The sequence below is a fragment of the Methylocystis sp. genome (assembly GCF_046349115.1).
Lineage (GTDB): Bacteria > Pseudomonadota > Alphaproteobacteria > Rhizobiales > Beijerinckiaceae > Methylocystis.
Map to the genome: position 1 here is coordinate 196,635 of NZ_JAXMCX010000005.1, position 23,768 is coordinate 220,402.

A 23,768-nucleotide genomic window follows, 5' to 3' on the forward strand; every position below is an offset into this window, starting at 1 on the left:
CAAAGCTGCAGGCGGGCGCTCGCTCGGACCGGGCGCGAATGGGAGCAAGGGTTCGTCTCCTTCGGCGCGGGCCGTCGATACGGTGCGGCGATATACGCGGTTTCGCGCGAGATGAGAAGTCGCGGGGGCGACGCAGCCTGGCGGCGCGAGCCGCTGGACGACGCGCGTCGCTTATATAGCTAATTTCAGCGTCAACTTCTCTGGAGGCCTCATGTCCTCATCTTCGACCGATCCCGGCCGGTTCGCCCAGGCGGCGGGCGCGCCCGCGCCGAGCGCCATCGTCACGGACGCGCAGGGGCTGGAAGCGGGCATGATCGAGCTGCCGAATGGCGCGCCCGCCTATTTCGCCCGCCCGCAGAACGACGCGGATTTTCCGATCATACTCGTCGCGCAGGAAATTTTCGGGCTTCACGAACATATTCGCGACATCGTGAGGCGCTTCGCCAAGCTCGGCTTTGTCGCCATCGCGCCCGACTTCCTTATCCGCTACGGCGACCCGCAGAAGGCTCAGGACATTGAGGCGATTCGCGCCATCGTCGCCAGGGTCCCCGACGCCGAGACGATGGCGATTTTCGATCAGGCGCTCGCCTGCGCCGCCGGCAGGGGCGGCGACGCGGGCCGCGCGGCGATCACGGGATTTTGCTGGGGCGGGCGCATCGCCTGGCTCTATGCGGTCCATAATCCGCGCCTTTGCGCCGCTGTTCCCTGGTATGGCCGGCTCGACGGGCCGCATACTGCCGAACAGCCGCGCTGGCCGATCGACGTCGCCGCTGAGCTGAAAACGCCGACGCTGGGGCTCTACGGCGGCGCCGATCCGAGCATCCCCGTCGAACTGATCGAGTCGATGCGCGAGCGTCTCAAGCACGCCCAGGCGCCCGCCGAGATCATCGTCTATGACGACGCCCCGCACGCCTTCTTCGCCGACTATCGCGAGTCTTATCGAGCAGGCGTCGCTAACGACGCCTGGGCGCGGGCGCTCGCCTTTTTACGCGCGAAGGGCTTAGGGTGATCGCCGCTCAGCGCGGAACGAGCGCGATGATCCGCGCGGGGCCGCCCGAGCCCTTTTCGATCTTCATCGGCAGGGCGATGACGATCGCGCCCTTGGGCGGCAGTTGGTCGAGGTTGGTAAGATTTTCGAGACCGCCGATATTCGCGGCGCCGATGATTCGATGCACCAGAAAATCCTGCGACGGGCCGTTGTCGACGCTCGCCGTGTCGACGCCGATGAAATTCGGATGACGTTCCTTCGCCAGCCAGGCGGCCGCTTCCGGGCCGAAAGAGGGGAAATGGAGATGGGTCGCGTCGCCCGGCGCGTCGTCGCCGAGATACGCCTTCTTGTCCGGCCAGCGCGAGCTCCAGCCGGTGCGCAGCAATACGATGGCTTTGTCCGGGATGCGGCCATTCGCCGCCTCAAACGCCGAAATGTCTTCGACCGTCAACAGATAGTCCGGATTCGCCTCGGCCTTGGCTGCAACATCGATGACGATCGCCGGTCCGACGAAGCGTTCGGCGGGAATATCGGAGTTGGTCCAGCGGCCTTCAGCGAAATGCATCGGCGCGTCGAGATGCGTCCCGCCATGCTCCGGCGAACAAAAGGCGTTGGCGTAATAGAAGAAGCCTGCCTTGGTCGGCCCCTTGTGCAGAACCTTAAGCTCGAAACCAGACGGCGAGGTCGGCCAATAGATGGTTTCGGCGTTAAAGGCGTGGCTGAGGTCGACGACCTTGCTCGACGCAAGATCGAGGCTTTGCGCCTGCGCCGGTTCGAATCGCGCGACAAGGAAGATCAGACAAAGGAGCAGCCTAGAGCGTATCCATGGTGTGCGCATATCGATCGTCTCCAGAAGGCGCGGCCGCGCGAAATTAAAAATCGCTCGCGATTCCGTTAACTTCCCAGTCGCCGTAGCGCGCGGGGTCGGGGCCGCCGCGACCGCCGACCTCATCGGGCGGCGCCGGACGTCGCGCAGCCTCGCGACGCCGCGCTTCCGCTTCCGCTAAGGCGCGCTGCGCCGCCGGCGACAGCTCCGCGCGGCGCTCGTTCAATTTCATTGGGACTTCCGCCTTGGACACGGCCTCTTCTCCCTGCATTCGTCGCCCGCCGCGCTCCGATTGTGCTATGATTCGCCAAGGGAGAGGCCGTTTGGCGGACAGCGACAGTAGATCATTTTCCACTCGGACCAAATCGGCGCGCGCGCCTGCGCGTCAAGGTTCGCGACAGGGGTCGCGGCAGGGCTTCGTGCCCGCCGAGGCGGTGCGGGAAGCGGAAGCCGCGAAGATTCCCGGGCTGCCGGCGCGACTTGCAGCGGCCAATATCATTGGCGACATCGTGCAGGGCGGACACCGACTCGACGAATGTTTCGCCGCCAATGCGGTTCCTTGCCGTCTTTCCGGACTCGATGCGCGCGACGTGGCGCTGACGCGCTCGATCGTCACCGTGGCGCTGCGACGGTTGGGCGTCATCCGCTACGCGCTCGGCGAACTCCTCGAAAAAGGGCTGCCGCGACAGGCGGCGCGTCTCGAATTTTCGCTCATCGCCGCCGCCGCGCAAATCCTGTTTCTCGACGCCGCCGATCACGCCGCCGTCGATCTCGCCGTGCGCGCCGTGCGTCTTGAGCCGAAGACCGCCGCGTTCAGCGGCCTTGTCAATGGCGTGCTGCGCAATCTCGCGCGACGCCGCGAGGAATTCCTCGACATCGCCGCCAGCGGCGAGCACGACGCGCCGGCATGGCTGATGCTGCGCTGGCGCAAGCATTACGGCGAGGAAACGGCGCGCGCGATCGCCGCCATGCATATGCTTGAGCCGCCGCTCGACATTTCTGTGAAGGACGATCCGCAGGAATGGGCGCGGCGGCTTGATGGCGTCGCGCTGCCGACAGGCTCGGTGCGGCTGCGCACCCATGCGCCGATCACTGATCTTCCAGGCTATGAGGAAGGCGAATGGTGGGTGCAGGACGCCGCCGCCGCCCTGCCGGTTCGGCTGCTCGCGCCCCGGCACGACGAGCGCCTGCTCGACATGTGCGCCGCGCCGGGCGGCAAGACGGCGCAGCTGGCGCTCGCCAGCGCTCATGTCGTCGCGCTCGACCGTTCGGCGGAGCGGCTCAAACTGCTGACCGCCAATCTCGCGCGGCTGCGCCTGCACGCCGAAGTCGCGGTCGGCGACGCCGCCGCCTATCAGGCGCAGCCTTTCGACGCCATTCTGATCGACGCGCCCTGTTCGGCGACCGGAACCATCCGGCGCCATCCCGACGTTCCCTGGACCAAGAAGCCGGGCGACATCGAAACGCTCGCGGCCCTGCAGACCAAGTTGCTCAACCGCGCCGCGCTGCTGACCCGCGCCGGCGGGCGCATCGTCTATTGCACCTGCTCCCTGGAGCCTGAAGAAGGCGAGCAGCAGATCGCCGCCTTCCTGCGCCGCAATCCGGATTTCCGCCGTACGCCGATCGAACCAGGCGAAGGCGCGCCTGCCGAATTCATCAACCGCGACGGCGATCTGCGGACGCTGCCGCACTACTGGCCGAACGAAAATCCGCGCCTTGCCGGCATCGACGGCTTCTTCGCGGCGCGGCTGCTGCGGTCGGCTTAACGCGTCTCGACGAGCGGCGCGAATTCCTTCACCACTTGCTCATAAACGCCGCGCTTGAACGGCACGATCAGCTCCGGCAGCGCCGACAGTTCTTCCCAGCGCCAATCGTCGAATTCCGGCTTATGCGCCCCGCCGCCCGGCGCGTGAATGTCGATCTCGCTTTCCTCGCCGGTGAAGCGCAGCGCGAACCAGCGCTGGGTCTGCCCGACATATTTGCCGCTCCAGCGGTTGTTGGAGCCCTTTGGGAGGTCATAGCGGAGCCAGTCCGGCGCTTCGGCGAGCAGCGCCGCGCTCGAGACGTTGGTCTCTTCATAGAGTTCGCGCAGCGCCGCCTCATAAGGCGTTTCGCCCTCGTCGATGCCGCCCTGCGGCATCTGCCAGAGATAGGGCGGGCGGGTCTGGTCATGGGCGCCCTTGGCGCGCCGCCGACCGATGAAGGCGAGGCCCTGCGCATTGAGCAGCAGCACGCCGACGCAGGGACGATATAGGCCACGTCCGCTCATCGCCCCGTCTCGCGGCAGGCGCCAGTTTGGCGCGCTTCGGTCATTGCGTCGGTCATCCGCTCCCCCGGCCGTCGGAATTCGCCGCAACCTATCTTTCTGATCTTTGGCGTCAATCGTCGAGCCGTCAGGCGCCGCGCGTCAGCGCCCCGTCGGCTTCCATCAGTTCGAGCAGCATGCCTTCCCGCAATCCCCGGTCGGCGATGCGGGTCCGCGGCGCCGGGAAAAGCCCGCGAATCGCTTCGAAAATCGCGCAGCCGGCGAGCACGAGATCGGCCCGCTGCGGTCCGATGCAGCCATTGGCGACGCGCTCTTCGAAATTCATCGCCCTCAGCCGCATGATCGCCCGGCTCGCGTCGTCGTCGCTCATCCACAGGCCGTCGACGCGCCAGCGGTTATACCGTTCAAGCCCGAGATGAACGCCGGCCAGGGTGGTGACGGTGCCCGACGTGCCGAGAAGATGGAAGCGCGGGCATCGACGCTCATTCGCCATCCGCTGCGCGAAGGGCGTGAGACTCTCGCGCGCCTGCTGCGCCATCGCCGCGAATATCTCGGTCGAAACGCTGCGGCCGCCAAAATGCTCGGCGAGCGTCACCACGCCGAGTTCGAGCGACGTCCAGGCGCGAAAGGCGTAAGCGCCATTATCGTTGCGACGCTCGCGGGCGAGCCAAACCAGTTCGGTGGAGCCGCCGCCGATATCGAACAGCAACACGCTTTCTGCGGCGGGATCGGCGAGCGCGCCGCAGCCGCGGGCGGCGAAGCGCGCCTCGGTTTCGCGGTCGATGATGTCGAGGCGCAGCCCGGTGCGTTCGCGCACGCGTTCGATGAATTCGTCGCCGTTCGCCGCGCTGCGGCAGGCCTGGGTGGCGACCAGCCGCGACCGGGTGACGCCGCGCGCCTCCATCTTTTCGCGGCAGATGTCGAGCGCCGCGATGGTGCGCTCGATCGCCGCTTCGCTGATCCGGCCCGCCTTGCCGAGCCCCTCTCCCAGCCGCACAATGCGCGAAAAGGCGTCGATGATGCGCAGACAGTCATTGCCGCGCCGGCGCGGCCGGCGCTCGGGCCTGGCGATCAGGAGCCGGCAGTTGTTGGTGCCAAGGTCGAGCGCGGCGTAAGTCTCGCGCGCGCGGAACGCTTCGGGCGCGACGCCGACGCCGATCTGGAGCTCGCGCGCAGCCTGCGCCGACGCCGTCGAGGGTGGGCCGGTTTCCCTCACTCGATCCATTCCGCGATGCCGCTCCGTCTCGTCTCGCTCCCACTCGCTCCGCGCCGCATCGCCGAAAGCGAAGCGACGATGATCGAAACGCCGCGAAGCCGGCGTAAATTCCCTACATGCCGGATCGTCGCGCCGCCCGCAAGGGTTCGGCAAGGGTTCCGCGAGGGTTCCGCAAGGGTTCAGCGGAAGTTGGGCAAATCGAAGCGGGCGAGCGGCGTCGCTCTCGCCGAGGCCCACGGCTGTTGACACCGTCAGCGACGCTCTCTAAGTCACCAGCGGTTCGCGCAAGCGCGGCGTCGCGCCGTTGGGGGATAGTTCAACGGTAGAACAGCGGACTCTGACTCCGTTAATCTTGGTTCGAATCCAGGTCCCCCAGCCATTGATTTTGTTGCGTTTTTCTCATTCCTAGAAAGATCTCTAAGCGCCAGTCGGGCGTTCAGTGGGGAATTTTTGTTCTCTGTTCGGGCTATCGGATCGCGCTTTCGCCGAGCGCCGGATCGCGGCGCAGATAATGGGCGTCGAGAAGGCTTTCTCACGTTGGCGGCTTACCGGCACTGACCTCTGGCGCTTATCGTGCACGATGACCAAGATCAGCTACCTCGGCTGCCGCTTTCTACCCGAGATCATTCAACAGGCGATCTGGCTCTATTGTCAGATTCACGCTGAGCTTCCGCGATGTTGAGGATTTGATGGCGGAACGCGGGATCGCGGTCTCCTACGAAACCGTGAGGCGATGGGTCAATCATTTTGGACCCAAGAGCGCGGCCGATCTGCGCAAACGCCGGCCGAAGCCGCACCCGACATGGCGTCTGGGCGCAGTCGATCTCAGGATCGATGGACGGCTGGTCTACCTATGGCGCGCCGTCGATGGTGAAGGAGAGGTTCTCGATGTCCTCGTCCAGACCAAACGGAATAGGGCCGCAGCGATGAAATTGATGCGCAAGCTCTTGTGGAAATACGGCGCTCTGCCAGTGAATTTGATCACGGACCATCTGCGATCCTACCACGCCGCAGCGCGTGATCTTGGGATCGCGCATAAGCATCGCACCGGCCGATGGCGAAACAACAGGGCCGAGAATTCGCATCAACCAACCCGACGGCGAGAACGCAATGCAAGGCTTCAGAAGCATCGGTTCCGCGCAAAGAATTCTCTCCTTTCACGCCGCCGCCTTCAACACCTTCAACATTCAACGCCATTTCATCTCAAAAAGAGCGCACCGAGCCTTGCAAGCCTCGGCCATGGACACATGGCGTTCGGTCGCTGCTGCAGCATGAGCACGATCGTCAGAGAGATCACTTAAGTCCATCGTTCTGCAACGTGACAGAGCCGCTGTTGGGCTTAGGCCTTTTGACGCTGACACGCCTATCCGCGAGCTGGCGCGGCGCGCGCTACGAACCTAATTTGGAAGAGCCGCCAAGGCCTTCGGCCAAGCTGGAACGAATCCCTTAATCCTCGCGTTGTTAACTATCGTTTCGGCTGTTCCTCGAATTTCGGTGGTGGCGTTGACTGGTCGAAGGGGAGGAGAGTCATGGGCATCACAAAGCTCTCAATTCTTAGTGGATGCGCAGTGCTCGCGCTCGCGATGGGGACGTCGGCCGCGCCGGTCGGTCTCGCCAGCCAGAAAAGCGTCGGGCTGAGCGCGCCGGTCGAGAAGGCCAGCTATTGTCATCGGCGTCATGTGCGCCGGGCAGCGAGATGCTGCGAATATTACGATGCGGCCGTTCCCGTCGTGATCGAGCCGCTTGTAGTAGAGGAGCCCGCCGATTTCGACGATGCCGCGCCGGTCGTGGCGGAGGAGCCAGTTGGGTTTTACGGCTACGCAGCCCCCGGCGCTCCTATCGGGTTCGGCTATTACGGCTATTCGGGGCCTGTGCAGGTGGTCGTGCCGAGTGGAGACTACTGCGCGACTTCCGTTAGGACGTGCCTGCTCAAGGAGCCGGGCGTGCTCGGAACCGGATGTTCCTGCCATATTCCCGGCGGCGTTGCGCGCGGCCTGGTGGAATAGTCAATATATCTCAAGGCGAGACTGCGGCCCCGGCGGGGCCGCAGTCCGCGGTGAAATAATCTTCGGTGCGCAAGGTTCTCTGTCTAATCGGCCCGGTGGCGTTGTCGCGTTGTCGAACGATAGGCGTGAATGATATCGCGGACGATCGTGCTCCTGCTGTAGGAGTAGCTGCACGCCATGAGTCCATGGCGGAGGCTCGAAAAGCTCAATGCGTTCTTGCTGATATGAGATGGCGTCGAACGCTGAAAGCATTGTAGGCGTTGACACGTTAACGGGCGAAATATGGACAAATGGGCTATTGCGGCCGATGAAACCCATCTCCTACGGTCGTCATCGCTTCGCTCCCGACCTCATCCGACATGCGGTCGGGCTCTATATTCGGTTCACCTCGAGCTATCATGACGTCGAGGGTTTGCCGGCTGAAAGAGGCAACGAAGGCGCAACAAAGCCGCCGCACTGAAGCTATTAAGAAAGTTGTTTACGAAGCAGGGATTCTTCCCCACGGCGATTGTCACGGACAAACTCGGATCCTACGGGGCCGCGCTGCGGACCATCGGCTTCTCAGGTCAGAATGAACAAGGCTCGCGCGCCAATAACCGGGCGGAGAACTCGCATCAACCCGTTCGACGACGGGAGCGCATAATGGGGGCTTCAAATCCCGCAAGTCAGTTCAACGCTTTGTTTCGCTCCGCGCCGCCGTCTGCAACGCCTTCAATGTCCAACGACACCTGATCTGCCGAGCAACGCATCGGCGGTTTCGGGCCGAGGCTCACAATATTTGGCGCGACGCGACGGTTGCTGCGGCGTGAAGCGAGAACTCAGCGCTGCTGCGCGAGTTCGGCGTGTTACGTGTCAATGCCCAACCAATTCAATGCGGCGCGCCATCCGGATAGATTTTACGGTAGCGACTAAAGTGTTGAGTAAAGCGTGGCCGTAGCTTGTTATCGCCTTTATCGCAACTTTTCGCCTGGCTCAACGTTAACGAAAGGGGCATGGGGAAAATGAAGAATCTTATAGCTGCGCTTGCGCTCATCCTTTCGATTGGCGGCGGCGCGCTCGCGAACGCCATTTCGACCGAAAACCAGTCAACGGGCGCGCCGAGGAGCGAATGGGATCTCGCAGGTCCGGGATCGTCCGCTCTCGAGGGATTCGCGACGCAAATGAGCGTCAATCACGGATCCACGGTCAATTTCAAGATCAAGACCGCTTCAAGCAACTGGCGCATAAATATTTATCGGCTGGGCTATTATCAGGGCAATGGCGCGCGACTCATTACCTCTATCTCCAAATCCGCTGCCTCGCCGCAGCCCGCGCCGATCACCGATACGTCGACGGGACTTGTCGACGCGGGCAACTGGTCGGTAACGGCTTCGTGGACGGTTCCGGCAGACGCCGTATCGGGCGTTTACGTCGCGCACCTCGTCGACCAGAACAATCCGGCGATAGAGAACCACATCCCCTTCGTCGTGCGCGCGGATGAATCGACGAGCGACATCGTATTTCAAACGTCCGACACAACTTGGCAGGCCTACAACGGCTGGGGCGGCGCAAATCTCTATGGCGGCAACGGCCCTGGCGGAGACAGCGCCCCCGGCCGCGCCTTCAAGGTCAGCTACAACCGGCCGATCTGCACCCGCAATGGCGACAGCTGCGGTTCTTTCGCCGGCTCGCATGATTTTCTTTTCAGCGCCGAATATGCGGCGATTTTCTGGCTGGAGCGCAACGGATACGACGTTTCTTACATCGCAGGCGCAGATGTTGCGACTTCGCTGCCTCGACTGCTGCAGCATAAAATATTCACCTCGACCGGCCACGACGAATACTGGGACACGACGGCGCGCGCCAATATCGAAGCCGCGCGCACGGCCGGCCTGCATCTCATGTTCATGAGCGGCAATGAAGTCTATTGGAAGACCCGTTGGGAGCCGAGCATCGATGTATCAGCGACGCCCAATCGCACGCTCGTCTGCTACAAGGAGACGCGCGCCAACGGGCCCATCGATCCGCTCGACGCAAATCCGACCTGGACTTGGACGGGAACGTGGCGCGATCCGCGCAACAGCCCGCCCGCCGACGGCGGCAAACCGGAGAACCGGCTGACCGGCACGCTGTTCGCAGTCGATTCCTATCAGTCCGATGCGATCGAGGTTCCCTATGAAATGAGCCGTCTGCGCTTCTGGCGCAATACGCCGAATGTCGCAGCGACTGCTCCAGGCGGCAAAACCACGCTCACGACGAACATCCTCGGTTATGAGTGGGATAATTCTCCCGACAACTGGTTCGAGCCCGGCGGCATAATCAATCTTTCGTCGACGACGCGGACGACGGACAAGGTGCTCCTCAACTATGGATCGATCACCGGGACGGCTGACGCGACTCACAACCTCACCCTGTACAAGGATCCTGCGAATGGCGCTCTTGTATTCGGCGCCGGCACCGTCTTCTGGGCCTGGGGTCTGAACAGCGACCATGATGGGCCGCCGACGCCGGTCGACCGCAACATCCAGCAGGCGACGCTCAATGTGCTCGCGGACATGGGCGCGCAGCCGGCCACGAAGCAGAGCGATCTGACACAGGCGTTTCCGTCGACCGACGTCACGCCGCCGACCGCGTCGATCACGAGTCCGGCCGACGGCGCGAGTTTTCAGGAAGGGCAAGCCGTTCAGATCACTGGCACGGCGACTGACTCCGGCGGCCTGGTCGCCGGCGTCGAAGTGTCGGTTGATGACGGCGCCACCCGGAGTCAGGCCGCAGGCGGGAACAATTGGACATTCGGTTGGACTGCGACGCCCGGAACTTGGGTCATCCGCGCGCGCGCCATCGACGACAGCCTGAACTCCGGAGCGCCGTCGTCCAGCGTCACTGTTTCAGTCTCCTCCTCCGGCTCGACCCTCTTTGGCGCAATCAGCGTTCCGGAGCGCATGCAGGTCGACGATACGACCTCGGTCGAACTTGGCGTCAAATTCACGCCTTCCGTGTCAGGCGTCATCAAGGGCGTCCGGTTCTGGAAGAACGGCGTCAACGGCGGCGCTCATACCGGCAGTCTGTGGAATTCGTCAGGCAGTTTGCTGGCGACCGCGACTTTCGTCAACGAAACGGCGAGCGGGTGGCAAACCGTGCTGTTTGCATCGCCCGTTTCCGTTACGGCGGGCACGACCTATACGGCGTCTTATCATACGCGCGGTTTCTATTCGGCGACGACGGGTTATTTCAATACGCCGACGACAGCAGGTCAGTTGACCGCGCCCGTCGATGCAGGCGTCTACCGGTACGGGACTTCCACTGCGTTTCCAAATCTGACTTTCAATTCCGAAAACTACTGGGTCGACGTGCTCTTCGCTACTGCGCCGCCCCCTGCGCCGCCGACGATCACCAGTCCCACCGCATCAAGCGGCGTCGTTGGCGTGCCGTTCACCTATCAGATTACCGCGACGAACAGCCCAACGAGTTTCACTGCGTCGCCCCTCCCCGCCGGCCTCTCGATCAACACCGGCACAGGAGTCATTTCCGGATCGCCGACGGCGAGCGGGTCTTTCAACGTTACGCTCGGCGCCACCAATGCTCTGGGAACCGGGACCGCGAGTCTCGCATTGACGATCGATTCTGCGGCGTCGAGTTACAGTCTGTTCTCATTGTCCGATGTTCCGGCCATCGCATCGGTGAACGATTCGAACGCCGTCGAACTGGGCGTGAAATTCACGTCGACGAGCGCGGGCAACATTTTGGGGATGCGTTTCTATAAAGGCCCGCAGAATGTCGGCGTTCATACAGCGCGGCTGTGGAGCGCGGCAGGCGTTCAGCTCGCGAGCGCGACCTTTTCGGGTGAAACGGCCAGCGGCTGGCAAACCGTCCTGTTTCCGGCCCCGGCGCCGATCGCCGCCAACACGACCTATGTCGCGTCCTATCACACAAACGGTTTTTATTCGGCGGATGGAAATTACTTCGCCGGCGCGCATACGAGCGGCCCGCTAACTGCGCCGGCAAGCGGCGGAAGCGGGGGGAACGGCGTCTACGCTTACGGAGCCGCGTCGACCTTTCCGGCCAGCACCTTCAATTCAACGAATTACTGGGTCGACGTTCTCTTCTCGCCCTCAGCTGGCAGCAATGCGCCCGTTATCAACAGCGCGCTGACCGCCTCGGGCAGCGTGGGGACGCCATTCATCTATCAGATCGCCGCGACCAATAATCCGACAAGCTACGACGCCTCGCCATTGCCAGCCGGACTCTCGGTCAACACATCCACTGGACAGATTTCGGGCACGCCAACGACGGGCGGGACATTCAACGTGACGTTGAGCGCGACGAATGCCCAGGGCACCGGCACGGCCGTCCTGGCGCTGACAATCGTCGCGCAGCCTGTGATCAACAGCGCGCTGACCGCCTCGGGCAGCGTGGGCACGCCATTCATTTATCAGATCGCCGCGACCAATAATCCCACAAGCTACAATGCCTCGCCATTGCCAGCTGGGCTCTCGGTCAATACTTCAACGGGACAGATTTCCGGAACGCCCTCGGCGCCCGGCATATCCAGCATAACACTGAGCGCAACCAACGCCGCCGGAACCGGCACGGCTGTACTCGTTCTGAATGTTGTTGGCACACCGGCGATCAACAGTCCCCTGACGGCGACAGGCTTTGTCGGGACGCCGTTCAACTATCAGATTAGCGCAACCAATAATCCGACAAGCTACAATGCCTCGCCATTGCCGGCCGGACTCTCGGTCAACACTTCAACAGGACTGATTTCGGGCACGCCAACGGCAGGCGGGACGTTCAACGTGACGTTGAGCGCAACGAATGCCGACGGAACCGGCACGGCCGTCCTGGCGCTGACAATCGTCGCGCCGCCAGTGATCACCAGCGCGCTTACCGCCTCGGGCGCAGCCGGAACGAGCTTCAGCTATCAGATCACCGCCACGAACAATCCTACGAGCTACAACGCTTCGCCGCTGCCGGCCGGACTCTCGATCAACACGTCCACCGGACTGATTTCCGGCGCGCCAACGGCGACGGGTACCTTCAGCATCTCCATCAGCGCAACGAACGCGGCCGGAACAGGAACGGCGACGCTCGTCCTGACGATCCTGCCGAGATACACGCTCACCGTGACGCGCAACAATAATCGCGGGCGCGTGACAAGCAGCCCGACTGGCATCAACTGCGGATCGACATGCCAGGCGACTTACGTGTCGGGAACTTCGGTGACGTTGACCGCTACGCCAAACGCCGGACGGAAATTCGTCGGCTGGGGCGGCGCCTGCAGTGGGACGGCGACAAGCTGTGTCGTCTTGATGAACAGCAACAAATCCGTATCCGCTTCGTTCCAGTAGGAGAGACCGGTTCGCGATGCGTTTAAGCAGGAGGTTCCAATGAAGGCGGCGCTTGTCGCGCTCATCGTAGCGGCGTCCTCGGCCATGCCCGCCGCGGCGGCCCAGGACTGCGCGCAAATTACGCAAGGGCTCAGAACTCTTTCCATGACAATTTCGCGCGACGCGGACGCCTATTGGGCTCACCGGAAGGCATATATCGCCGCGAAGGCTAGCCCGCAGGCCGCTGCCGCGGCCCAGCAAGCCGCAACCGCGCACTCGCAGGCGAGTCTGACAAAGGCGGCCATTCCGAAAAACCTTGCCAGCTTGGCCGCTTTGCTAAGCAACGCGAAAGCGCAAAACTGTCTCTCCAAGGAAGAAATACACGTGTTGCGCGAACCGGCCTTCAACTTCGCGAGAGCGGTGAACTTCGATCAGCTGCCTACGGAACTCTCGACCGAAGGAAAGCCGACTACATCGAAGCCGCCGAGAATGCCGGTGAAGTAGGGCTTCACTTTCTTCCGCACTTCCTGGCGCGGGCGGCCTGTCGAAACGCGCCGTCATTGGGCCATGTCGATTCATGTGGCAACCAACCCGACGACGGGAAGCGTTGGCTCATCACAAAGATTTCTCTTCTTTCACGCCGCGACCTACAATAATTTCAACATTTAAGGCCATCTCGTTCCGGCAAGAACGCACCGAGCTTTTCGAGCGTCAGCCCTGGACACATGGCGTTCCGCCGCCGCTGCTGCATGAGCATTGATCGTCAATGACGATCATTCGCGTCTGTCACTCAATAAGGTGACAAAGCCTGCGGCGTAGCTGCGTGGTTTACGACCGGTCGACAAGCATCGGGCTCCTGTCGGTGTTCGTGATAGATGACTTGCGCATCAGTCATAATCTGAAACGCGGTAACTGTTGGTTCATAATCTCTGGACGATAGAATGATCCGCGTTCGCGAAACGACTAGGTAAAGGTCGTCAGACTCAAAGTTAATAGTTCGGATCGCGTCCGGCTTGGCATTTCCGCCAATTTCGCTCAAGAACTGAACAACAAAATTCATATTCGCAGTCCTGCCTTCGCCGGGCGGCGGCCCTTGCCATGAATCAAGATTTGGCTCGGATCCGCTCCAATTCGGAACAGGGCAAGCCGACTTTTCTCAGCCGTTGCATCTTTGATGCCGGTTGTTCTCTCAGTTGTCCCTACCGTAAAATCGAGCCGCCTGGCGCGCCGCGTTTTTTCACGACAGTCCGGATCCGCGCTTCAACGAAGATGCTCCTCGCCGAGGCAGAGCCTTGGCCATCATGAGATATGTGGCGAGTGGTCTGCGTGACTGGCTGCCCAGCTCTCTGTTTGCTCGATTAATTCCCTGTTCACTGCAGTAAATTCCCCGTTCCGTCAAAATAATTCCCTGTTATGCGGCTTAGGGAATTTTCTAATGAACTCATTGCTTTTGTTGATATATCCACACATAAAAACACCGCGCTGAGACCCTTTTTTGCGAAATTCCCTGTTATTTTCCCTGATACCAGGGAATTTGGCGCGAGTTCGCGCATGACTGCGCTAACAGCAAATAAAATCAAATAGTTACATAGTTGCGGCCTCCAGGGCGACCGACGAACAGCGTTCTCCATTAAATCGCCACGTCCACCGGCTCAAATCGGTCGAGGTCGAACGCCGACGCGTCTGTTCCGTCGCGCGAGGCAAAAGCGTGAATATCGGTTTGACCAGAGAAAAACGGATGCAGTTTCCGGGGTCGCCGAAATGCCGGAAGTTTGGCAAAACCGGTTCTTACGTTCGCTGACCGAATGCCGCCAACTTCATAACCTGGAAATCGCCCTCTAATGGCGACGAATCGAGAGGGCGGTCCAACAGGGGGGTCAAACATGTTTTCAGCGCGCCGATTCGCTGCATTCCTGCTTATCGCAGGCGCTCTTTTGGGTCTCCTTTTCCCATTGTCGGACGCCCAGGCCCAGGCGAGCGGCTGCGAAGAATCGGCTGAGATCGCGGTGCTGGCGTCGCCTTCGGCGCCATGGAAGGGCGCGCCCTTGCGCGTTCTCGTCGCCGCGGAGAGGCCGGTCGACGGCGAGCTTTCGCTGATTAGCCCTGACGGACGCGTCGCCGCCAGATCGCGACAATTGCGGGGCGGACCGCCCTATGTCTGGTTCGCCGAAGTTGCCTCTCCCACCGCCGGCGCATGGCGCGCGACGCTCGGGGGCGGCGGCATTTTCTCCGGCTGCGGCGCGATGACCAGGGAAATCGAGGTGAGCGCGCAAAAGAGATCCACGTCGCGCGCGACGGAGGGCGCGGTCTGGGCGCTGCGCGGCAAATGGGACCGCGCGACCGAGAATCTGTATTCGGCGTGGGTCGCCAAGCTCTTCGACGCGCCGCTTGAAGCGGAGCAGTCATGGAAGACGTGGCACGAGGTGCTGCGCAATCCGTCGCGCAATGTGCTGTTCAATCATCTTGGAACCGGCGAAGACAGTCTCACCCTGTCGCTAAAGCCCGACTGCGCGGATTTCGTTTATTTCCTGCGCGCCTATTTCGCCTACAAGATGGGCTTGCCCTTCGCCTATTCGAATTGCTCGCGCGGGGCCGGCGGCGCGGCGCCAAGATGCAATGAGCGCTTCGATATTCTTCACCCCGAGGTGAGCCGGCCCGCGCCGCCGCCCGAACAAGTTATCGCGTCGGCCGCGCCGGCGCCGGCGCCCGCGGCGGCGCCCACGAATATCTTGCAGCAACTGTTCTCGCAGCCTCAGCAGGCCCAGCCGGGCGCGCCCACGCCGACGGCGGCGCCTGCCAAACCGCCGGTCCCGAAACGGCCGGCGGGCGTCGCCGGCTATTTTCGGGCGATCGGCGACGTCGTTCATTCCGGTTCGGTGCGGGCGCCGGCAAACAGCGACAAGAGCGATTTTTACACCATTCCGCTGACGCAGGAGACCCTGCGTCCCGGAACCGCCTACGCCGATCCCTATGGGCACGTCATGATGCTCGTGCAACGCGTGCCGCAGTCGGCCGACGGGGCGGGCGTCTTTCTTGCGGTCGACGCCGAGCCGGATGGCACTGTCACCCGCAAACGGTTCTGGCGCGGCAATTTCCTGTTCGCCAATGAAGCGACGCTCGGCAGTCCCGGCTTCAAGCGCTTCCGGCCGGTCGTGCGGGAGAACGGCGCCTTGCGGGCGCTCACCAATTCTGAAATCGCCAAGAATCCGGAGTATGGCGATTTTTCGCTGGAGCAAACGCAGCTCAGCGCCGAGGATTTCTACGATCGGATGGATGAGGTGATGTCGCCCGAGCCGCTCGATCCGACGCGGGCGATGATGGCGGCGATCGCCGCGCTTGAAGAGCAGGTGAAAACGCGCGCGACGGCGGTCGAAAACGGTCGAAAGTTCCAGAGCGGCGGGCGCGGCGAAGCGTCGATGCCGGACGGGGCGGCGATCTTCGCGACCTCCGGCGCATGGGAGGATTTCTCGACGCCGGCGCGGGATCTCCGCCTGCTGATCGCGATCGATGTGGTGCGCGGCTATCCCGACCGCGTGGCGCGGCGCGGCGAGCGCTACGCGATGCCGTTCGGCCAAAGTCCGGCCAGCGCAAAGGCGCAATTGCAAGGCGCGCTCGCGAGCGAACTGGCGGCGCGCACGTTTTCCTATACGCGCAGCGACGGCTCCGCCTGGACGCTTTCGCTCAAGGACGTGATCGACCGCGCCGAAGACCTCGAGATGGGTTACAATCCCAACGACTGCGTGGAATTGCGATGGGGCGCGGCCGAGGGAAGCGCCGAGGCGGCGACGTGCACGCGCCATGCGCCGGCTGCGCAGCGCTCGAAAATGTCGGATTATCGGAACTGGTTCCGGGAGCGCCGCTGGCCGCACGCATAAAGCAGTTTCTCGCCGATCCGGCGCCGGTTCGGCGTGGCAGACTGATCAAGTCAAATAGCGAGAACGCCTTCATGAGTCGATGATTCATGAATGCGTCTAGAGCCGGCGACAGCCGCCATTTTCATAATCGCGTCGCCGCCGCGGCAAGGGTCGTGAGCGTTAGGATGCGACCGGCGTTTCGACGATAGGAGTTCCCAGCACGCGAAACGCCCGGTCGACGAATTTACGTGCGAGCTCTCAGTAGGCCGCGACGACCGGCGGGGGCGGGGGCGGCGGTACGAGCACGTTGACGACGGCGCCCGCGACCGTGACCGGCAGGGAGACGACCGCGACCACAGGGGCGAACGGGTCCGGCGCGAGGACGGCCTGCGGCGGCGGGGGCGGGGGAGCGACAGCGAGATCGGCGGCCAAAGCCGAGGATGCGACGGCCGCCGCGGCGGCCCCAAATGCAAGAGCAATGATTTTCCGGGACACGATTGCCTCCTTAGTCGCAGCCGCAAAGGGGGCTGCAGCAATGCTAACGTTTAGCTTGCACATTCGTTCCGCTCGACCGAGCGCCGCGCAAGCGATTCGAACTTTGTTTTCGGTTGGCGTCCCTATTTAAGGTTAAGGCGGCGCAGCGCGATGGCGCTTGGCGTCGGCGTCGCATTCGTCGCGCCGGCGTTGGGAAGGGTCGGCGACAATGGATTACGACGCGCTTCTGGCGGCGCTCCTGGCGGGCGTCATCACGCTGCTGGCGTTTCTCTTCTGGCCCGAACTCGCGGATCAGCTGCCGGACATCGCGCGCATGGCGGTCATCTATCTCGTGGCGCTGCTGGCCGGCGCCTGGATTTTCGGGTCCTGGCGTCGCCGGCGCCGCAAGTGAACGATCCCGCCAGTCGGGATTGATCTGAAAGGCAGGCCGAACGCCGCTCTTTTTTAGTTGCCGCTTTCGCTTTCCGCTTGACAGGAAGCGGCTAACCCCCTTTTAACGGGGCGCCGTTTAGATCGCGGTCTTTCCCAGGCGAACCGGTTCATGCGCTACCTCAAAAAACTCCCTGGCTTCGCCGCGCCGCTTGTCGGAGTGACGGTCGCGCTCGCGCTGTGCGTCGTCGTCTTCGGCCTGTCGTTGACCGGGATCGATCCTAGCATCGATTAAAGTTGCGGGCGGCGCCTGCCGCCGTCAGAAGAGCGCCAATCTCAACTTCGCCCGCGAAACGTCATGGCTCGGATGTCATGAACCGATAGCCTACGCCAGGCTCGGTGACGATGATTCTGGGCGCCGCGGCATTGTCCTCGATCTTCGCCCTCAGCTGACCGATGAAGACCCGCAGAGTTTGGCTGTCGTTTTGATGCGCCGGGCCCCAGACGGCTTTCAGGATTTCTCGATGGGTCAGCGGCCGGCCGGCATGTCGGGCGAGAAAGGCGAGAAGATCGAATTCCTTGGGCGTCAGTTTCGCCGGCGCGCCGTTTCTTGTCACGATCCGCTTTGGGACATTCACCACGAGCCCGTCGGCGCCGACGCATTCGGTTTCCAAAGAAGCGTTCTGCGAATGGCGCAGGGCGGTGCGCATGCGCGCCAGCAATTCTCCCATCGCGAAGGGCTTTTCGACATAGTCGTCGGCGCCGAGGTCAAGCGCCGCGATCTTCTCCGATTCACGATCGCGCGCCGAGAGAACGATCACCGGCGTTCGCGTGAGGATTCGCAGCCTTCTCAGCACCTCCTTGCCGTCCATGTCGGGAAGGCCGAGATCGAGGATGATGAGGTCGGGCGCATGATCGGATACGCAAGCGAGCGCCTCGCGGCCCGTCGCCGCTTCGCGCACCTCATAGCCGCTGGCTGTTAGCGACGGCCGCAACACGCGCTGGATTTGAGGCTCATCGTCGACGACAAGGACGCTGGCGTCGCTCATGCCGCCACGCCCTGTTTCGATTCGCCGATGGCTGGGAAGCGCATGATGATCCTCGTTCCCCGACGGCGGACGGCGGGGCTTTGCGCGAGGATGGTTCCACCCATGGCCCTGACCAGTCCGCGGCAGATCGAGAGGCCGAGCCCGGTGCCGGCCTTGCGGCCGTCGGCGCGCCCGCTGCGATAAAATTTCTCGAAGATGCGCTCGAGGTCGGCCGGTTTCACGCCCGGCCCCTCGTCGGTCACGGTGATCACGACATCGCCGCCTTCGCGCCTGGCGTGAATGATCGCGCCGGTCGGTCCGCCGTATTTATGCGCATTGTCGATCAGGTTGAAGAGAACCTGGCCGAGAAGATTGGCGTCGCCTCGAATGGGCGGAAGGTCGGGCGCGATGCTGATCGATGTGTCCTTGCCCAGAAAAGTCTTCTTCGATCTTTCGAGGACGGCGCGGATCACTTCAGCGACATCGACAAGATCGTTGCGCGGCGACAGCGCGCCCGATTCGATGCGCGACATGTCGAGCATATTGGCGATGAAACGCGACAGGCGTCCGGCCTCTTCTTCGATCGACAGAAGCAGGTCCTTGCGATCCTCCGGCGGCAGCTTCTCGCCAAGCTCGCGCAGGCTGGTCACCGCGCCGGTGATCGAGGTCAAGGGCGTGCGCAGATCGTGCGACAAAGCGGAGAGCAGGATCGTCCGCAATTTTTCGTTTTCTTCCAGAGCCGCCGCCTTGACCGATTCGCCGACCAGCATCGAACGATCGATCGCGATCGCCGTCTGTTCGATGAGCGAGGAGATGGCGCTTTCAGCGGCGGCGGAGAGCGGCTCCTCCGGGGTCTTCGGCTCGATCCCGCAAACGGCGACCACCCCGCGCGCCGTCGCAAGCGGCCGGAACTGGAAGCGCACATTGGGCAGCGTGTCGGTCCGCCATCCGGCCCGTTCGGATTTTTCCAGCGCCCAGCGGGCGGCGGCAAGTTCGCCAGCGTCCATCTGATCGACCGGCGGCCAGGACGCCGACACTCTCAAGCCGCCCTCTTCGGGAATCAGCATCATCACGCAGGACGCTTCGCCGGCTGTTTGAATTTGCAACGCGGACGCCCAGAGAATGTCGTCAAGTGTCGTGATCGTGGAGAGCTTGCGAGAGAATTCGAACAGCGACTGCACCGCCTGCGAACGCTGGCGCATGTTTTGCGCATAATTGTGCATTTTGCTCGCGAGCATTCCCGTGATGACGGCGACCGTCAGCGCGACCACGAGCGTCAGGAATTCCTGCGGCTGTGAAATGGTGAGTTCATAGCGCGGACTGAAAAAGAAAAAGTCGCAGGCGAAAAAGGACAGAATCGCGGCGATGATCGCGGACCACATCCCCAACCGCGCGGCGCAAAGCACGACGGGGAGCAGGAAGATGACCGACGGATTGACGAGGCCGAGCCAGCGCTCGAGGCCATAACCGACGAGGACGGTCATCGTGACGGAGAGCGCGGCCCCGCCGAAGCCAAGCCATGTCTGCGACAGGGTCGGCAATCTCAGAGCGCGCTTGCGTTGGGGCGGGCTGTCCTCCTGCACGACGACATGGACGGCGATGTCGGTCGAGCGTCGCAGAATTTCCTCGGTCAACGAACGCCGCAGCAGTCGCGAAAAAGGCCGCGCGCGCGAACGCCCGAGCACGATCTGGGTGATATTCTCGCGTCGCGCGAAACGCAGCGCTTCCGTCACGAGATCGTCTCCCGAAACGCGCGCGACTTCGGCGCCGAGCCGCTCCGCGAGCCGCAGCGACTGATCGACATGTCGCACGACCTCGGCGGATTGTTCCTCCTGTCCGGCGCGCTCGACGTAAAGCGCGATCCATGTCGCGTTGAGCGCCGTGGCGAGGCGCGCGCCGGCGCGAACCACCGCCTCGGAATTTGCGTCGCGGCCGACGCAGACGAGCAGACGCTCCGCCGTCGCCCAGGGTCCTTCGATCGCGCCCTGCCGAAGAATGTCGACCATCTGGTCGTCGACGCGTTCCGCGGTTCGACGCAGCGCCAGTTCGCGCAGCGCGGTGAGATTGCGTGGCGTGAAAAAATTCTGAGTCGCGCGTCTCGCCGTCTCGGGAACATAGACCTTGCCCTCCTTCAGCCGCTGGAGCAGTTCTTCCGGCGTGATGTCGACAAGGATCACGTCATTGGCGTTTTGCAGCACGCGATCCGGCACGGTTTCGCGCACGGCGACGCCGGTGACGCGCGACACGACGTCGGCGAGGCTTTCGAGATGCTGGACATTGAGCGTCGTCCAGACGTCGATGCCGGCGTCAAGCAGTTCCTCGACATCCTGCCAGCGTTTGGGGTGACGGCTGTCGGGCGCGTTGGTGTGGGCGAGTTCGTCGACCAGGATGAGCTGAGGCTTTCGCGCCAGCGCCGCGTCGATGTCGAATTCCTCGATGATCCGGCCGCGATAATCGCATGTGCGACGCGCAAGCGTCTCAAGTCCGTTGAGCAGCGCCAGCGTTTCGACGCGTCCATGGGTTTCAGCCAGGCCGATGACGATATCGACGCCCTCGGCCTTCGCCGTTTGCGCGCGCGCCAGCATCGCATAGGTCTTGCCGACGCCCGGCGCGGCGCCAAGAAAAACGCGCAGCTTTCCTCTACTCTCCTTGTCGCTCAGGGCAAGGAGCGCGTCCGGATCAGGTCGGCGGTCGAAGTCTCCGTCGTCGCGGGCCAAAGACGTCTGCCTTCTGAAGCCTCCGCCTCATTGTAAGCGATCGAGGGCCATATTGAGCAAGAGCACATTTACGCGCGGCTCGCCGATGACGCCGAGAAGGCGCCTTTCGGTATTTGCGTCTATAAGCGCGCGCAGCTGCGCCTCGGCAAGATTGCGCGCTTTGGCGACGGCGGGCGCCTGCGCCAGCGCGAATTGGGGCGAAATATGCGGATCGAGTCCGGAGGCGGAGGTCGTCACGGCGTCGGCGGCGACGACGTCGATGCGGCCAGCGTCGAATTCCGCTTCGATCGAAGCATTGACGCGGTCGACCAGCTTTTTCGAGGTCGGTCCGAGATTGGAGCCCATCGAATTCGAGGCGTTATAGGGCGCGTCGATCGACTTGGAGGGATCGGCCGGATCCGGGCCGGTCGTCGCCGAGGGACGGCCATGGAAATAGCGATCCGACGCGAAGTTCTGCCCGATCAGCGTCGAGCCGACGATTTTTCCGTCGCGTTCGATCAGGCTGCCATTCGCCTGCGTCGGCAGAAGGAGCTGGGCGACGCCCATAATGGCGAGCGGATAGAGCAGGCCGGTCAGCGCGGTGAACAGCGCGATCATCACGATCGCCGGACGAAGATGGGAGAGCATCAGATAAGCCTCCTCAAGCGAGATGAACGGCGGAGACAGCGAGATCGATCAGCTTTATGCCGATGAAGGGCGCGATCAGTCCGCCGAGCCCATAGATGAGCAAGTTACGCCGCAACAACGCGGCGGCGCCGATCGGGCGGTAGGGCACGCCCTTCAGCGCCAGCGGGATGAGCGCGATGATGATCAGCGCGTTGAAAATCACCGCCGAGAGAATCGCCGATTGCGGCGAGGCGAGCTTCATGACGTTGAGCGCTTCGAGTTCCGGATAGGCGACGACGAAAAGCGCCGGAATGATCGCGAAATATTTGGCGACGTCATTGGCGATCGAGAAGGTCGTCAGCGAGCCGCGCGTCATCAGCAGCTGCTTGCCGATCGCGACGATCTCGATGAGCTTGGTCGGATCGCTGTCGAGGTCGACCATATTGCCGGCTTCGCGCGCCGCCTGGGTGCCGGTCTGCATGGCGACGCCGACATCGGCCTGGGCGAGCGCCGGCGCGTCATTGGTGCCGTCGCCGCACATGGCGATGAGGCGACCGCCCTGCTGCTCCTTGCGAATGTATGAGAGCTTGTCCTCGGGCTTGGCTTGCGCGATGAAATCATCGACTCCGGCTTCGCCCGCGATCGCCGCCGCGGTGATCGGATTGTCGCCAGTGACCATCACCGTCTTGATGCCCATGGCGCGCAGGGCGGCGAAGCGCGCCTTGATGTCGGGCTTGATGATGTCTTTCAGATGAATGACGCCGAGCAGCCTGCCGTTTTCCGATACGGCCAGAGGCGTTCCGCCCGCGCGCGAGATGCGCTCGACCGCGCGTTCGAAATCAACAGGAACGGCGTCAATATGCGCGGCGACCGCGTCGACGGCGCCCTTGCGTAGAGTCCGGCCGGGAAGATCGACGCCGGAAATGCGCGTATGCGCGGAGAAGGGAACGATCTTCGCCTCGGGTCCGAGAGCGGGCGTCGACGAACCGAGAATGTTCTTCGCCAAAGCGACGATCGACCGGCCTTCCGGCGTTTCATCGGCGAGCGAAGCGAGCAAAGCGGCTTCAACAAAGGCATGTTCGGAAACGCCGTCGACGGGGACGAACTCGTCGGCCATGCGATTGCCGAAGGTGATCGTGCCGGTCTTGTCGAGCAGCAGCGTGTCGACGTCGCCCGCCGCCTCCACCGCGCGGCCGGAGGTGGCGATGACATTGAAGCGGATCAGCCGGTCCATGCCGGCGATGCCGATCGCCGAGAGCAGGCCGCCGATCGTCGTCGGGATCAGACAGACGAGCAGGGCGATCAGCACGGTGATTGAAATCGCCGCGCCGGAATAGGCGGCGAGCGGCCAAAGCGTCACGCAGACGATGAGGAAGATGATCGTCAGCCCAGAGAGCAGGATCGACAGCGCAAGCTCGTTCGGCGTCTTCTGGCGTTGCGCCCCTTCGACGAGCGCGATCATCCGATCGATGAAGCTTGCCCCTGGCGCCGCAGTGATTTTCACCTTGATCCAGTCAGAGAGCACCGTGGTGCCGCCGGTGACCGCCGAACGGTCGCCGCCCGCCTCGCGAATGACTGGCGCGGATTCGCCGGTGATCGCCGATTCATTGACCGAAGCGACGCCTTCGATCACCTCGCCGTCGCCGGGAATGAGCGCTCCGGCCTCGACCAGCACGACGTCGCCGAGTTTGAGATCGAGCGCCGACACGCCTTCATAGACATCCTTCAACCCATTTTTGCTTTGCGGATGGATCAGCCGTTTGGCGTGCGCATCGCTGCGAGTCCGACGCAGCGCATCGGCCTGTGCCTTGCCGCGTCCCTCGGCGACCGCTTCGGCGAAATTGGCGAAGAGCACGGTGAACCACAGCCAGGCGGCGATCTGGCCGGAGAAAGCGGCGACGCCGTTTTGCGCCATAAGATCGCGCACGAAAAAGACCGTGACGACCGCCGATACGACTTCCGTGACGAAGATCACCGGATTGCGCGCGAGGCGTCGCGGATCGAGCTTCTTGAAGGCGTCGAGCGCGGCGCGTCTGGCGATCGCGGCGTCGAACAAGCCGGGAGCGGCGAGCTTATGCGACATGGGCA

The 23,768-nt window shown here is 63.0% G+C and carries 17 protein-coding genes, 1 tRNA gene and 2 pseudogenes; 11 read left to right on the forward strand and 9 right to left on the reverse strand.

The features are described from left to right. The first annotated feature begins 211 nt into the window (after positions 1 to 211). Positions 212 to 1,009 carry a dienelactone hydrolase family protein gene (locus U1E20_RS14165; RefSeq protein WP_409981267.1) on the forward strand — a complete coding sequence of 266 codons (798 nt, stop codon included), beginning with the start codon at positions 212 to 214 and terminating at the stop codon, positions 1,007 to 1,009. Between the two features lie 7 nt (positions 1,010 to 1,016). Here the strand turns inward: U1E20_RS14165 and U1E20_RS14170 are convergent, their stop codons facing one another. Then, a complete protein-coding gene (locus U1E20_RS14170) occupies positions 1,017 to 1,826 on the reverse strand; it encodes a cyclase family protein (protein WP_409981268.1) in 810 nt (269 codons plus the stop codon). A gap of 34 nt (positions 1,827 to 1,860) precedes the next feature. Further along, positions 1,861 to 2,046, reverse strand: coding sequence for a DUF1674 domain-containing protein (locus U1E20_RS14175; protein WP_409981269.1), 186 nt, complete (start codon positions 2,044 to 2,046; stop codon positions 1,861 to 1,863). 187 nt (positions 2,047 to 2,233) lie between these two features. On the opposite strand from U1E20_RS14175, the gene U1E20_RS14180 reads away from it, so the two are divergent. Then, positions 2,234 to 3,580, forward strand: a complete 1,347-nt coding sequence (locus U1E20_RS14180) for an RsmB/NOP family class I SAM-dependent RNA methyltransferase (RefSeq protein WP_409981270.1) — start codon at positions 2,234 to 2,236, stop codon at positions 3,578 to 3,580. Here the strand turns inward: U1E20_RS14180 and U1E20_RS14185 are convergent. Together U1E20_RS14185 and U1E20_RS14190 are read right to left on the reverse strand one after the other, a co-directional pair. Next, the gene (locus U1E20_RS14185) at positions 3,577 to 4,083 is read right to left on the reverse strand and encodes an RNA pyrophosphohydrolase (RefSeq protein ID WP_409981271.1); all 507 of its coding nucleotides are present in this window, start codon (positions 4,081 to 4,083) and stop codon (positions 3,577 to 3,579) included. The two genes, U1E20_RS14180 and U1E20_RS14185, sit on opposite strands and share 4 nt — an antisense overlap. 124 nt (positions 4,084 to 4,207) lie before the next feature. Next, positions 4,208 to 5,305, reverse strand: a complete 1,098-nt coding sequence (locus U1E20_RS14190; RefSeq protein WP_409981272.1) for a Ppx/GppA phosphatase family protein — start codon at positions 5,303 to 5,305, stop codon at positions 4,208 to 4,210. 296 nt (positions 5,306 to 5,601) lie between these two features. Here U1E20_RS14190 and U1E20_RS14195 point away from each other — a divergent pair. The 7 genes and pseudogenes from U1E20_RS14195 (at position 5,602) to U1E20_RS14225 (ending at position 16,486) form a co-directional block, all read left to right on the forward strand. Further along, positions 5,602 to 5,675 (forward strand) — tRNA-Gln (locus tag U1E20_RS14195). A 201-nt stretch (positions 5,676 to 5,876) separates the two neighbouring features. Next, positions 5,877 to 6,571: pseudogene (locus tag U1E20_RS14200) on the forward strand (IS6 family transposase). A gap of 254 nt (positions 6,572 to 6,825) precedes the next feature. Continuing rightward, positions 6,826 to 7,302 (forward strand): hypothetical protein, encoded by a 477-nt coding sequence (locus U1E20_RS14205; protein ID WP_409981273.1) that lies wholly within the window; start codon positions 6,826 to 6,828, stop codon positions 7,300 to 7,302. Between the two features lie 307 nt (positions 7,303 to 7,609). Continuing rightward, positions 7,610 to 8,111 (forward strand): annotated as a pseudogene (locus tag U1E20_RS14210) (DDE-type integrase/transposase/recombinase). Positions 8,112 to 8,294: 183 nt separating this feature from the next. Next, the gene (locus tag U1E20_RS14215) at positions 8,295 to 12,632 is read left to right on the forward strand and encodes a DUF4082 domain-containing protein (RefSeq protein ID WP_409981274.1); all 4,338 of its coding nucleotides are present in this window, start codon (positions 8,295 to 8,297) and stop codon (positions 12,630 to 12,632) included. 39 nt (positions 12,633 to 12,671) lie between these two features. Beyond that, positions 12,672 to 13,115, forward strand: a complete 444-nt coding sequence (locus U1E20_RS14220; protein WP_409981275.1) for a hypothetical protein — start codon at positions 12,672 to 12,674, stop codon at positions 13,113 to 13,115. 1,379 nt (positions 13,116 to 14,494) lie between these two features. Then, a complete protein-coding gene (locus tag U1E20_RS14225; protein ID WP_409981276.1) occupies positions 14,495 to 16,486 on the forward strand; it encodes a hypothetical protein in 1,992 nt (663 codons plus the stop codon). 237 nt (positions 16,487 to 16,723) lie between these two features. Here U1E20_RS14225 and U1E20_RS14230 read toward each other — a convergent pair whose 3' ends face one another. Next, positions 16,724 to 16,960: a hypothetical protein gene (locus U1E20_RS14230; protein ID WP_409981277.1), complete on the reverse strand. Its 237-nt coding sequence runs from the start codon at positions 16,958 to 16,960 to the stop codon at positions 16,724 to 16,726. A gap of 208 nt (positions 16,961 to 17,168) precedes the next feature. Here U1E20_RS14230 and U1E20_RS14235 point away from each other — a divergent pair, with 208 nt between their 5' ends. Both U1E20_RS14235 and U1E20_RS14240 read left to right on the forward strand, forming a co-directional pair. Next, positions 17,169 to 17,351 carry a hypothetical protein gene (locus U1E20_RS14235; protein WP_409981278.1) on the forward strand — a complete coding sequence of 61 codons (183 nt, stop codon included), beginning with the start codon at positions 17,169 to 17,171 and terminating at the stop codon, positions 17,349 to 17,351. Between the two features lie 150 nt (positions 17,352 to 17,501). After that, complete coding sequence (locus tag U1E20_RS14240; protein WP_409981279.1) at positions 17,502 to 17,624, forward strand: hypothetical protein; 123 nt, start codon at positions 17,502 to 17,504, stop codon at positions 17,622 to 17,624. 61 nt (positions 17,625 to 17,685) lie between these two features. Here the strand turns inward: U1E20_RS14240 and U1E20_RS14245 are convergent, their stop codons facing one another. The 4 genes from U1E20_RS14245 to kdpB are packed head-to-tail and all read right to left on the reverse strand — an operon-like array spanning position 17,686 to position 23,763. Then, the gene (locus tag U1E20_RS14245) at positions 17,686 to 18,378 is read right to left on the reverse strand and encodes a response regulator transcription factor (protein ID WP_409981280.1); all 693 of its coding nucleotides are present in this window, start codon (positions 18,376 to 18,378) and stop codon (positions 17,686 to 17,688) included. Continuing rightward, complete coding sequence (locus U1E20_RS14250) at positions 18,375 to 21,074, reverse strand: DUF4118 domain-containing protein (protein WP_409981281.1); 2,700 nt, start codon at positions 21,072 to 21,074, stop codon at positions 18,375 to 18,377. The genes U1E20_RS14245 and U1E20_RS14250 overlap by 4 nt, the downstream gene beginning before the upstream one ends. A 27-nt stretch (positions 21,075 to 21,101) precedes the next feature. Continuing rightward, complete coding sequence (gene kdpC, locus U1E20_RS14255; RefSeq protein WP_409981282.1) at positions 21,102 to 21,701, reverse strand: potassium-transporting ATPase subunit KdpC; 600 nt, start codon at positions 21,699 to 21,701, stop codon at positions 21,102 to 21,104. 13 nt (positions 21,702 to 21,714) lie between these two features. Next, positions 21,715 to 23,763 (reverse strand): potassium-transporting ATPase subunit KdpB, encoded by a 2,049-nt coding sequence (gene kdpB / locus U1E20_RS14260; RefSeq protein ID WP_409981283.1) that lies wholly within the window; start codon positions 23,761 to 23,763, stop codon positions 21,715 to 21,717. Positions 23,764 to 23,768 lie beyond the last annotated feature (5 nt).